Source organism: Enterococcus sp. AZ177, from assembly GCF_050544585.1.
Taxonomy (GTDB): Bacteria; Bacillota; Bacilli; order Lactobacillales; family Enterococcaceae; genus Enterococcus_L; species Enterococcus_L plantarum.
Genome location: NZ_CP172944.1, coordinates 2,762,485 through 2,774,832, shown reverse-complemented (window position 1 = coordinate 2,774,832; position 12,348 = coordinate 2,762,485). Strand labels below are relative to the sequence as shown.

Sequence of the window (12,348 nt, the reverse complement as noted above, 5' to 3'; positions counted from 1 at the left end):
GTATTCTCTAGAATATCCGCTAGTAATCTGCTACAATGATTGAGAAGAATTTTTTTAAGAAGCATCCATCTCCTAGTTGCAAAGCGATTTAGGCATAGTGGATACTATATTAGCGTTTCGACAAGATCAATGTAAATGAGATAGTCGAACCTTAAAGAAAGAGGAGAAAACAACATGATAGCAGTAAGTGATCTTAAAGCAGGCATGACTTTTGAGCAAGACGGTAAATTGATCCGTGTAATGGATGCTAGCCACCACAAACCTGGTAAAGGAAATACGGTTATGCGTATGAAATTGAAAGACGTTCGCACTGGTGCTACAACGGATACAACGATGCGCCCAGATGATAAAGTGAAAAAAGCGTTTATCGAAAGCAAACCAGTTCAATACCTATACAGCCAAGATGATACAGCTAACTTCATGGATTTAGAAACGTATGAACAATACGAAATCCCAACTTCTGTGATCGAAGAAGAATTGAAATATCTTTTAGAAAACATGGAAGTGAAAATCCAGTTTTACGGATCAGAAGTAATTGGTGTGACATTGCCGACAACGGTTGTTTTAAAAGTAAAAGAAACACAACCATCAATCAAAGGCGCAACAGTTTCTGGTTCAGGTAAACCTGCAATTATGGAAACTGGACTAGTGGTTAACGTTCCTGATTTTATCGAAGCAGACGAATCATTAGAAATTAATACACAAGAAGGTACGTATCTAAAACGCGCTTCAAAATAAGGTAAATGAAATGGCTGACAGAAGGGCAATTGATCTGTCAGTTTTTTATTGTGTTTATAGTGGAAGAATCGTTTCAGCCTACCAAATTTAGTAGGCATGGTACAATAAGTTATATCGTTTTATAAATAGAAAGGGAGAGAAATATGGGGTTTTTATTAACGTTGTGTCTGGTCTTATTATTTACAAAACTTGCGGGACATTTTTGTAATCGAGTGGGAATTCCTTCGGTGATTGGAGAATTGTTAGTCGGTATTTTGATTGGGCCTGCCTTATTAGGTTGGATCAAGCCAGATGATTTTATGCATTATTTTTCAGAGATCGGTGTTATTATCTTAATGTTTATTGCAGGGTTAGAAAGTGACTTGGAATTATTGAAAAAATACTGGCGGCCAGCCTTATCAGTCGCGCTTTTGGGAATCGTATTTCCTGCGGCAATGGGGTTTGGTGTTGGGGAAATGTTTCAGTTTTCCGTTCAGAATTCGATTTTTCTAGGGGTTCTTTTTAGTGCTACGTCTGTTAGTATTTCTGTTCAAGTGCTAAAAGATTTGAAAAAGATAGATAGCGAAGAGGGGGCGACGATTCTTGGCGCCGCTGTTGTCGACGATATCGTTGTCGTTTTGATTTTAGGAATCATGTTAAGCCTGATGAATCGTTCTACACCGGGAGGAAGTTTACCGATGTGGGAAGTGTTGCTATTGAAAGTCTTCTTCTTTGTTGTTATTTTTGCGGCTAGTAAATGGCTCGTACCTTGGCTGTTGAATTTGAGCAAAAAGTTGATTGCAATTGAAGCTGTTTCTGCCATTTCCTTAGTCATTTGTTTAGGATTTGCCTATTTTGCAGAGATGTTAGATATGGGGGCAATAATTGGGGCCTTTTTCGCAGGGGTAGCAATTGCTCAGACCGATTATCGCAAGCAAGTAGATGAGAAATTAGAGACGATTGGCTATACCGTATTTATACCGATGTTCTTTGTTTCTATTGGGTTGAATATGACCTTTGCGGGTATGTCAAAGCATTTTCTTTTCATCATTGTTTTAACGGTTGTGGCAGTGTTATCGAAACTCTTAGGGGGCGCTTTAGGCGCTCGTGTAACTGGATTTAAAGGTGTTTCAACACTGATTATCGGCTCTGGAATGGTGTCCAGAGGTGAAATGGCATTGATTATTGCCCAAGTAGGATTGACCTCAAGCTTTCTTTCAGAGGAATACTATTCATCTGTGATCATTGTCATTATAGCTACGACGATCATTGCACCATTGTTGTTGAAGGCGACAATTATGAAACAAGAAAAACAACTTCATTATTAGAAAAACAGTTTCCACCAAAGCATATTCCATTTAGCTTTGGTGGAAACTGTTTTTATTAATGGATGGAACCCATTAATTTCTTGATTGGATTCTTAGAAAGAATCAGTAAAATACCCGCAATTACAGCGACAATACCGACAATACCGAAATAGACAGACTCTGTTTGAGGTGTATAAAAACGTGCGATTTGAGCGTTGATAGCTTGCGATGCGGCATCTGCCAATAGCCAAATTGCAACGGTTTGTGACTCAAAAGCTTTTGGAGCAAGTTTTGTTGTAATCGATAGTCCAACTGGTGAAATACACATCTCACCTACGATCATAATGAAGAAACTAAAAAATAACCACAAAGGACTAACTCTTGTATCCGTCCCGTAAAGTAATCCAGGGAGCATTAAAAGTACAAAAGATAAACCAGCAAAAACTAAGCCCAATGAAAATTTTACGACAGTTGAAGGTTGTTTTTTCCCTAATTTTGTCCATAAAGTTACAAATACCGGAGTTAAAACAACAACGAAAATCGGATTTAAGGATTGAAACCAACTAGGAGCAATCGAAAAACCAAACAATGTATCATTTGTCCGTTCACTTGCAAATAATGCTAAAATTGAAGAGCCTTGTTCTTCTAATGACCAAAAGACGATCCCTGCTAAAAATAATGGGATGTAGCCAAGTACTTTCGGTCTTTCCTCTGCTGTTACATTTTTTGAAGTAAGCATCTTGATGAAATAATATACCGGCAATAAAATACCCAGCACACTCACACTATTGATGAAGAAACCAATGGTTAAATGCCCTGTAGTAAAGGCACCGCCAAAAAGTACGATGACAAAAACAAGCGCGATCAATGACGAACGTAGGAACGTTTTGCGTTCTGCTGTCCCAATCGGATTGGTTGGTTTTAAGCCGATTCCGTCTAATGATTTTTTCCCTTGTAAATAATATTGCAGTAAACCAAAAAACATACCGAACGCGGCGACAGAGAACCCAACATGATAGTTATACGTTTGGCCCAAAGTCCCAACAATGAAGGGTGCCAGCAATGCGCCGATGTTGATTCCCATATAAAAAATAGAAAAACCAGCATCACGACGTGTATCTGTTTTTGAATAAAGATGACCGACCATACCTGAGACATTCGGTTTCAACATCCCTGTACCAATTACAATAAGTAGGATAGAGAGAAATAATGCCGCAATGCCAAACGGTGTAGCTAGAACGATATGACCAACCATGATAAATACGCCACCGAAGAAAACGGTCTTTCTAGCACCTAACACTCGGTCAGAAATCCAACCACCAACAATACTGGACATGAATACTAGCGATCCATAAATCGACATAATTGCCAAAGCAGTTTCTTTTGGTAAACCTAAACCACCATTTGCAACCGTATCATAAATGTAATACAGTAGAATTGCTCGCATACCATAGTAACTAAATCTTTCCCACATCTCAGTGAAAAAGAGTGTGGACAGTCCCTTTGGTTGACCTAAAAATGACTTGTCCAACTGCTGCTCGTCCATAAATAATAACCTCAATTCTTTTTAATATTCAGAAAATTTATTTAACCTAATGTTTCAGAAAAAACTATACAGAGTACATTGTATACTGTAACTCTTTTAGAAATCGTAAATTTTCATGAATAAAGTATAAGAAAAATTGTATTTATATTCATTTTGTTTTCATGTAATGATAGAAAGGAAGATGCTTTTTGAAGAGAATAGCGCAACGACAGCAAGAATGGAGCTCACTTAAATATTTAATTTTGTCAAAATCTCAACCAGATTATAGAGCAATCCGGAAATTATTTGCAGATGATGGGTGGGACGAAGCAAAAGAACAAGCATTTCGAGGTTATCTGAAGCATGCATTAGCTGAACCAAACAAAAAAGGCAATCTTCTAAATGCCTATCAACATGTTTGGGGATATTTTAAAAAACAAGCAACAGAGACAGAACGGCAACAGTATGAAGTGTTGAGCGTAAATTTTTCGGTAGATCAAGATGCATTATCTCTATTCCTAAGAGAATTGACGCTAAAATATCAAGAACCATATCTATTGCAGTCTGCTCTCCTCTTCCCTAAAGAAGAGAACTAACGAAAGAATAAGAAAAAGGCAATCCAAATAGCGGATTTTAGTTTTAAGTTCGTTATATAAGTATGGATTTGTCTTTTTTTTATGTATAAATAAAGTTTTCGTTTAATACCCGAATGTTTATTGTGTAAAATCAAAAAACATATTGAAATTAGTTTGAAAAATGAGTATACTGAATCAGTGGAAAAACGAACGAGGAGTGTATAGATGAACAAGAATGTTCCGTATTTTATTGTAGCACCTGGGATGATTTTATTGCTATTTTTCTTAATGATTCCTTTGGTTACAAGTATTTTACCAACTATTTTTACAGATCATGGGGTGACAGTAAGCAACTACCTCGATTTTTTTAAAGACGAATATAATCTGTCGATCTTTTGGCGCACAATTAGAGTATCATTGATCGTTACGCTGATTTCAATTCTACTTGGAATCCCAACGGCGTATTACATCGCTGGTGTTAGTAAAAAATGGCGTGGCATTTTAATGGCAATGACCTTATTTCCGTTGTTGACCAATTCTGTTATTCGTAGTTTTGCTTGGATCAATATCTTAGGGAAAACAGGTGTGGTCAATTCATTGTTGTTAAAAACAGGTTTGATTGATCAGCCATTAAACTTACTTTATACAGAATTTGCTATTATCATTGGCTCTGTTTATCTTTTCCTACCAACAATGATCATGACCCTAGTAGGTGTTGTGGAAAATATCGAAGGGGAAATGCTGGAAGCTGCTGAAACGCTAGGTGCAAGCCCGTTTACTGCTTTCCGAAAAGTCGTGCTGCCACTTTCTATTCCCGGGACGATTGTTGGAAGTATCTTAGTTTTTACTGGGACATTGACAGCTTATACAACACCGCAATTATTAGGTGGAAATCAGAAGATGATGATGTCGACATTTCTATATCAAAAAGCCAATACTTTGGGAGATTGGAAAGCAGCAAGTGTTTTGGCCTTGATCATGATCGGTGTAACCTTGATCGTCATGAAGGGATTAGATCTGGTTGCTAAAAAAGTTGATAGGAGAGAGGCAAACAATGCGTAAACAAAAAGGGATGACGCTGATTGCGATCCTAGTATTCTTATTTTTATTCTTACCACTTTGCTTGATTGTTGTGACGTCTTTTGGAACAGCCGCAGCAATTCAGTTTCCGATTAAAGGATTTACACTGGATTGGTACGCAAAAGCGTTGCAGTCAGATACATTTATGAGCAGTTTTAAATTAAGTTTGATCATTGGTGTGCTAGCGACTGTTTTGGCATTGGTTGTTGGGATTCCAGCTTCTTATGCATTAGCACGGTATTCAGTAAGAGGACGAAACTTTATAAAAAGCTTCTTTTTATCCCCAACAGTGATTCCAGGAATCGTTGTGGGGTATACTTTGTTTCAATATATTGTAATCAAATTAGGTTTGCCGATTTTCCAAGGCTTACTGATTGGACATTTTCTGATTAGTTTACCGTATATTATTCGAGTAGTTGGTTCAAGCATGGAGCAGTTGGACTATTCGATGGAAGAAGTTGCGTGGACATTAGGCTGTACGAAAACTAGAGCCTTTGTCCAAATTGTTTTGCCGAACGTCTCTTCAGGAATATTTGCAGCATTTATGTTAGCATTTGTTAATTCATTTAATAATGTGCCAGTATCGATGTTTTTATCAGGACCAGGAGTTACGATGTTGCCGACATCTTTACTTAGCTATATGGAATACAATTATGATCCAACGGTTTCTGCCATTTCAGTAATGTTGATGTTATTGACGATGGGATTAATGTTTTTGATCGAAAAAACATTAGGATTAGCTTCGATTGCGTAAATAAAAGAGAACGCAATTACAGAGTTTGAACTTAATAGGTAGAAAGAGGAGAAAATTTTGACTTTTGTTGATTTAAAAGAGATTCGTGTGAGCTATGACGGCAAACAGGATATATTAAAAGATTTAAGCATTTCCATGGAAAAAGGGGAATTAGTTTCTCTTCTAGGTCCAAGTGGCTGTGGGAAAACAACAACACTTCGAGTGATTGCAGGATTGATCAAACCAAACGACGGCTCTTTTAAGTTAGATGAGGACGATTTGACGAAAGTACCGGTTCATAAAAGAAATTTTGGTATGGTATTTCAGAGTTATGCACTATTTCCGCATTTGACGATTGCAGAGAACGTTGCGTTTGGCCTGAAATTAAGAAAAGAATCGAAAGCGAGCACAAAAGAAAAAGTCGAAAAAATGCTAGAAGTTTGTGGATTAGAAAACCTTGGTGATCGTTATCCAAAACAACTTTCAGGTGGACAAAGGCAACGTGTCGCTTTAGCGCGTGCGTTGATTATTGAACCAAAATTATTATTGTTAGATGAACCGTTAAGTAATTTAGATGCAAAGTTAAGAGTAGCGATGCGAATCGAAATCAAACGAATCCAGCAACAATTAGGCATAACAACAGTATTTGTGACCCACGATCAAGAAGAATGTTTTTCTATTTCAGATAAGGTTGCAATCATGAATAATGGTGTGATTGAGCAATATGATTCACCTGAGAGGATCTACCGTTTACCCAAAACAAAATTCGTTGCACAATTTATTGGCTTTGAAAACTTCTTTAACGTAACGAAAAATGCTGAAGGGCACTATGAAAGCGAGAATGGTCAAGTGTTTACTACCACAAACCCGCAGCCAACGGCAACGGAGACTGTTGCAACGATTCGCCCAGAAGATATTGAGATTGTCGCAACAACAACGCAAACCTCAATCGAAGGAAATATTCTTGTTAGAACCTTTTTAGGGAAAAGTTATCAATATGAAGTAACAACACCACTTGGCAAACTATTAGTCAATGGAACAAGTGAACAGATTTATGAAACAGGGGACACAATCAATTTAGCTTTTCCAGCGGATAAATTAGTTATTTTAGATAAATAAACGATAAGACAAAGGGGAATAAATAGAATGAATAAGAAACTAATGATCGGTGCTTTAGCAACAGTAACTTTATTAATGGCAGCTTGTGGGAATAGCGAAGCGAATACTAAACAAGAAAGCAAATCAGGCAACAAGGCATTAGTTGTATCTACCTTTGGATTAAGTGAAGATATTGTAAAAAAAGATGTTATTGCTCCTTTCGAAAAAACAAACGATGCTAAAGTAACCTTAGAAGTCGGAAACAGCGCAGATCGTTATACAAAATTATTGAATAATCCCAATGCTGGAATCGATGTGATCGAATTAGCGCAAGCCAATGCCACACAAGGCGAAAAGGAAGGCCTCTTTGAAAAGGTAACAGAAAAAGAAGTACCAAACATCAAAGATTTAACTGCTGGAGCGAAAGAAGTCTACGAAAGTGGAGCAGGTATCCCGATCGCCGTCAATAGTGTGGGGATTGTTTACAACAAAGAAAAAGTCGGCAAAGAAATTACTAGCTGGGATGATTTATGGTCGTCTGACCTAAAAAGGAAAATTTCAGTTCCGGATATTTCTACAACAGCAGGACCATTAATGTTATACATTGCTAGTGACCATGCAGGTATTGATATTACTACCGATAAAGGCAAAGCAGCTTTTAATGCAATGAAAGAGCTAAAACCAAATGTGGTTAAGACGTATTCAAAATCATCAGATCTTGCAAATATGTTCCAATCAGGTGAGATTGACGTCGCTGTTGTCGCTGATTTTGCTGTCGATATCATTCAAGGTGCTTCAAAAGAGGCAACATACGTTGTCCCTGAAAGTGGTACGTACGCAAATTTCAACACGATCAACATACCGAAAAGCTCTAAAAATAAAGAATTAGCCTATACATTTGTTAATGAACGAATCAGCGAAGAATCGCAAAAAACAAAAGCAGTGTCATTAAATGAAGGTCCGACCAATAGTAAAGTGGTTCTTGATGAAAAACAAGCGAGCAATAAAACTTACGGTAAAGTCGCTGATCGAGCAAAAACAGTTGATTTCTCATTTATCAATGACAACCTGTCTGATTGGGTCGATCAATGGAACCGTACAATGAATCAATAAACGCGAGAAGGGCGATAAGTATGAACGTAGATATAATCATTCAAGATGTTTGGGTTTTCCAAACAGCAACACAGTCTTTTATCAAAAAAAATGTCTCTATTAAAGACGGAAAATTTCATTACATCAGTATTACAGAGATGGCTCACTTAATGCCGGAAACAATCATCAAAGCCGAGAATCAATATATGATTCCCGGCTTGATTGATGCCCACATGCACATTGAAAGTTCAATGACGACACCAACCATCTTTTCAAAAGCAGTATTACGTCATGGGGTCACCACAGTTGTGGCAGATGCGCATGAGATGGCAAATGTCTTTGGTTTAGAGGGGTTAGAGGAATTTATGAAGGCTGAAACAGAGCTTGATATTTTCCATGCGATTCCTTCTTCTGTGCCTTCGACTACACCAGAATTAGAAACGACAGGTGGCATCATTGGACTAGCTGAAGTGGCAGAACTGTTAAAAAATCCTAAGATTGTTTGTTTAGGTGAAGCGATGAATTTTAAGGGGATTGCGTATGAGCCAGAATCCTTGATTCGACAAATTATTGATTTATGTAAAAAAGAGCGACCAACAATGCCCTTAGAAGGTCATTGTCCTAAGATTTACGAAGAAGAGCTGGCAGCCTTTTTATATAGTGGTATTACCTCAGATCATACGCATCAGTTTCCAGAATCCTTAAAAGAAAAAATTGAAGCCGGTGTTTTTATCCAATTCCAAAATAAATCGATCACGTCTGAAAATATGCAAGTGATTATAGAAAATGAGTTTTATGAGTATGCCAGTATTATCACAGATGACGTAATGGCAGATGATTTGCTTCATGGCCATTTGAATGAGAACTTGAAGAAAGCCGTAAAAGCCGGTTTGCCACTTGAAAAAGCTATCTATATGACAACATACACACCAGCTAGACGTATGGGGTTTCATGATCGTGGAGAAATTGCACCAGGTCGTACAGCTGATTTTATTTTAATAAATGATTTAGAAGAGTTTTCGTTTGAGGCTGTTTATAAATCAGGAAAAAAAGTGTATGAAAAAGGAACGGGAATCGACTATCCTGAGGTGACGGAGGTATTTCCAGCTGAGTACAAAAAATCTGTCCATTGCAAACCGCTCACGGTCGCTGATTTAGTAATTAAAGTAGCAACTGATAAAGAGAGTGTTCGCTGTAACGTGATTCAAAAGCAAGAAGTCGGAACGTTTACTGAGCGAATCACAAAAGAAATTCCAGTGAAAGATGGAATTTTACAATGGCAAGAAGCAGACTGTGCTTTGTTGATCGTGATGGAAAGATATGGCAAAAATGGCAATATATCAATTTCATTGATGGATAAACCAATCAGTGAAAAAGGGGCAATTGCGACGACTTGGGCGCATGATCATCATAATGTGATGGTTATGGGAAATACGTTAGAAGATATCGTGCTAGCACAAAATGAATTGATCACGATTCAAGGCGGTTATATCGTGGTTGCAGATGGAGAAATCACTGGGAAATGCCCTCTGCCTATCGGTGGAATTCTTTCCCAAGCCCCAATTGAAGAACTAGGCGGAGACTTGCAAGAAGTCCGAGCAAGCATGCAAGCTTTGGGATACAAAAACATGAATGAGATTATGTCTTTCTCAACATTATCTCTGCCCGTCTCTCCGGCAATCAAAGTAACAGATAGGGGAATGATGAATACAAAAACACAAGAATTTTACCCTTTGATTTTCCCAGAAGATGGAGTGTTGTTGAATGAAGACACTCATTAAAGATGTTCATATTCTTTCAATGGATCACGATTTTTCAGAAGTTAAAAATGGTTTTGTACTGATCGAAGAGGAGCGGATTACTAAAATCGGCTCTCGTTCAGAACTTGACTCAATCACTATTCAAGTTGACCAAGTGATTGATGGCAAAAATGGACTGTTGATTCCTGGTTTGATCAATACGCATACCCATGCAGGCATGATTCCGTTTCGTTCATTAGGAGACGATGTACCGGATCGACTCCGCCGATTTTTATTTCCTTTAGAACAACATATGACAAAAAAATTAGTAAGAGCCAGTAGTAATTATGCGATTGCAGAAATGTTGCTGAGTGGTGTGACGACGTTTTGTGATATGTACTATTTTGAAAATGAAGTAGCTGAAAGCTGTAAAAAAATGGAGATCAGAGCACTCGTTGGTGAAACAATCATAGATATGCCGACTTGCGACAGCCAGAGTCCCTCTGGTGGCTATGAATACTGCGAAACGTTTTTAAAAAACTGGCAGAATGATCCATTAGTAACACCGATTATTGCACCACATGCGCCGAACACTAACAATCCAGAGATATTAAAAAAAATCGTTGAACTTAGTGAAAAATATAATGCACCAATCACGATGCATGTGGCTGAAATGACTTATGAAATGGCAGAATTTCAAGAAAAATATAAACAAACACCAATAGAATTTCTACAAACATTAGGGTATTTTGAACGTGATTTTATTTTAGCTCATTGTATCTTTGCGACTGAAAAGGATTTAGAAATCATTGCTAGTTCAAACGGCAAAGCCCGCGTCGCACATTGCATCGGTGCGAATACAAAGTCAGCAAAAGGGGTAGCACCTATTAAAAAAATGCTCGAAAAAAATATTGTTGTAGGTCTAGGGACAGATGGGCCTAGTAGTGGCAATACCCTAGATTTGTTTAGTCAAATGCGTCTGTTTGCTAATATGCATAAGACGCATAATCAGGATCGCGCACTTTTTCCTGCCAAAGAAATTGTTCGACTGGCAACGTTAGGTGGAGCTGAGACATTAGGGATAGCAGATCAAGTAGGTTCCATAGAAATCGGAAAAAAAGCAGATTTAACGTTGATCGAAACGGACTCTGTAAATATGTTTCCAATTTTTGATCCCTATTCAGCAATTGTATATTCCGCTAATGCCAGTAACGTGAATTCGGTTTGGGTCAATGGGCGAAAATTAGTCAGTGAGAAAAAAATGGTTGAACAAGGATTGAAAGAAATCAAAGAAACATTGTATCATGAAATGGCAAACTTCGTTGTAGAAGCCAAAAAATTATAGATTACCGGACATATCGCGACCTTGATCACCGGAAAGTAACTCCCCCATTACTAACTCTGTATTTACATGTACAGTCCGTATTTCATTCGTTTCTGCTGAAAAAACACGGATTGTTTTTGTGGCAATTAGCTGATAAGAAAGTTCATAGCTTGTCACAGAATCTCGTTCTGATCCCTTAATGATAAAGGCAGCTATTCCTTGAGGAGCCTCTTTAAATGACAATTCGATCATCTGAGGAATATTCATTCCATTTCGTGTAAAAACATCCACTGCTTTTATTCTATCCAACGATACTTCATATGAATATTCTTTGTCTCCGCCAGATGTTGACGTTTCTTTTGAACTCCACGCTTCTGATGAGTTTCTAGTTGTAGATAGTGTAGAATTACTTGTATGCGGTGATGTCGTTTGAGTAATCGAACTGTTGCTCTGATTGTTTTCTTCAGTTGAACTACTGGCAACTTCTTTCATTTTGCCATTTGCGCATCCGGCTAATAATACAAACAATCCCAAACCAATTATTATCTGTTTTTTCATATTTCTTACTGCCTCCTTGCATGTTCTTGACAAAACGCTCACTCGAATAAAACAAGCACGAACTGAATGTTACGTTGTTATTCCTTATACAAAATTCCTTTTTGCGCTAATGCTTTTTTGATGTGATTATGTGCTTCTTCATCTTCACAACGAATCGTGTGCAAGTGAATGCCACTCGTCAGCTCAGATAATAATGAAGCACTGTTTTTTTTATAGCTTTTGACAAACTCAGTCACTTCTTTTTCCGTGTGAATATGCAGCCCTCCTGTTAATTCACCATAAATCGGATGTTCCACCACCACATCTAACACTTCACCACCCAATGAAACAATCGTTAGCAGTTCGTCTTCAGTTTGCTCTGGCGTATGTTGGCAAGCTATTTTTCGGGTAACCCCTTGCTTGTCTTTTTCAGACTCAAGCAAATAACCTCTTGCTGTTGCGATAATTTCGTATCCTGTGGCTCTCAAGAGTGCCACATCTCCAACTATAATTTGGCGGCTGACCTTGAATTCTTTTGCAAAACGACTGGCACTCATTGGTTTATCTGCTGATTCTAATTCGAGTAAAATTGCTTCTCGTCTTTTAATACCCTCCATCCAA

The 12,348-nt window shown here is 37.8% G+C and carries 12 protein-coding genes; 9 read left to right on the top strand and 3 right to left on the bottom strand.

The genetic code is table 11. The features are described from left to right. Positions 1-174 precede the first annotated feature (174 nt). Positions 175-738, top strand: a complete 564-nt coding sequence (gene efp / locus IGJ34_RS13710) for an elongation factor P (RefSeq protein WP_069655071.1) — start codon at positions 175-177, stop codon at positions 736-738. A gap of 143 nt (positions 739-881) precedes the next feature. After that, positions 882-2,045, top strand: coding sequence for a cation:proton antiporter (locus tag IGJ34_RS13705; protein ID WP_069655072.1), 1,164 nt, complete (start codon positions 882-884; stop codon positions 2,043-2,045). Between the two features lie 55 nt (positions 2,046-2,100). On the opposite strand, the gene IGJ34_RS13700 is transcribed toward IGJ34_RS13705, so the two are convergent. Beyond that, entirely contained in the window at positions 2,101-3,570 is a 1,470-nt protein-coding gene (locus tag IGJ34_RS13700; RefSeq protein ID WP_430597664.1) for a peptide MFS transporter, read from the bottom strand. A 188-nt stretch (positions 3,571-3,758) separates the two neighbouring features. Between IGJ34_RS13700 and IGJ34_RS13695 the strand changes: the two genes are divergently transcribed. The 7 genes from IGJ34_RS13695 to IGJ34_RS13665 all read left to right on the top strand — a co-directional run bounded on the left by IGJ34_RS13695 (position 3,759) and on the right by IGJ34_RS13665 (position 11,211). Further along, positions 3,759-4,145 (top strand): YbgA family protein, encoded by a 387-nt coding sequence (locus IGJ34_RS13695; RefSeq protein ID WP_430597663.1) that lies wholly within the window; start codon positions 3,759-3,761, stop codon positions 4,143-4,145. A gap of 204 nt (positions 4,146-4,349) precedes the next feature. Beyond that, on the top strand, positions 4,350-5,186 hold the full coding sequence (locus IGJ34_RS13690; protein WP_430597662.1) for an ABC transporter permease: 837 nt from the start codon (positions 4,350-4,352) through the stop codon (positions 5,184-5,186). Then, a complete protein-coding gene (locus tag IGJ34_RS13685) occupies positions 5,179-5,958 on the top strand; it encodes an ABC transporter permease (RefSeq protein WP_069655075.1) in 780 nt (259 codons plus the stop codon). The genes IGJ34_RS13690 and IGJ34_RS13685 overlap by 8 nt, the downstream gene beginning before the upstream one ends. Before the next feature lie 57 nt (positions 5,959-6,015). Beyond that, a complete protein-coding gene (locus IGJ34_RS13680; protein ID WP_206837817.1) occupies positions 6,016-7,056 on the top strand; it encodes an ABC transporter ATP-binding protein in 1,041 nt (346 codons plus the stop codon). Between the two features lie 27 nt (positions 7,057-7,083). Beyond that, complete coding sequence (locus IGJ34_RS13675; protein ID WP_430597661.1) at positions 7,084-8,148, top strand: ABC transporter substrate-binding protein; 1,065 nt, start codon at positions 7,084-7,086, stop codon at positions 8,146-8,148. Next, the gene (locus IGJ34_RS13670; protein WP_206849319.1) at positions 8,124-9,908 is read left to right on the top strand and encodes an adenine deaminase; all 1,785 of its coding nucleotides are present in this window, start codon (positions 8,124-8,126) and stop codon (positions 9,906-9,908) included. The genes IGJ34_RS13675 and IGJ34_RS13670 overlap by 25 nt, the downstream gene beginning before the upstream one ends. Beyond that, on the top strand, positions 9,892-11,211 hold the full coding sequence (locus IGJ34_RS13665) for an amidohydrolase (protein WP_430597660.1): 1,320 nt from the start codon (positions 9,892-9,894) through the stop codon (positions 11,209-11,211). Before IGJ34_RS13670 ends, IGJ34_RS13665 begins: the two co-directional genes overlap by 17 nt. On the opposite strand, the gene IGJ34_RS13660 is transcribed toward IGJ34_RS13665, so the two are convergent. Both IGJ34_RS13660 and IGJ34_RS13655 read right to left on the bottom strand, forming a co-directional pair. Further along, complete coding sequence (locus IGJ34_RS13660; RefSeq protein ID WP_430597659.1) at positions 11,206-11,748, bottom strand: hypothetical protein; 543 nt, start codon at positions 11,746-11,748, stop codon at positions 11,206-11,208. The genes IGJ34_RS13665 and IGJ34_RS13660 overlap by 6 nt on opposite strands. A gap of 77 nt (positions 11,749-11,825) precedes the next feature. Further along, positions 11,826-12,344: a transcription repressor NadR gene (locus tag IGJ34_RS13655; RefSeq protein WP_430597658.1), complete on the bottom strand. Its 519-nt coding sequence runs from the start codon at positions 12,342-12,344 to the stop codon at positions 11,826-11,828. Positions 12,345-12,348: the final 4 nt, after the last annotated feature.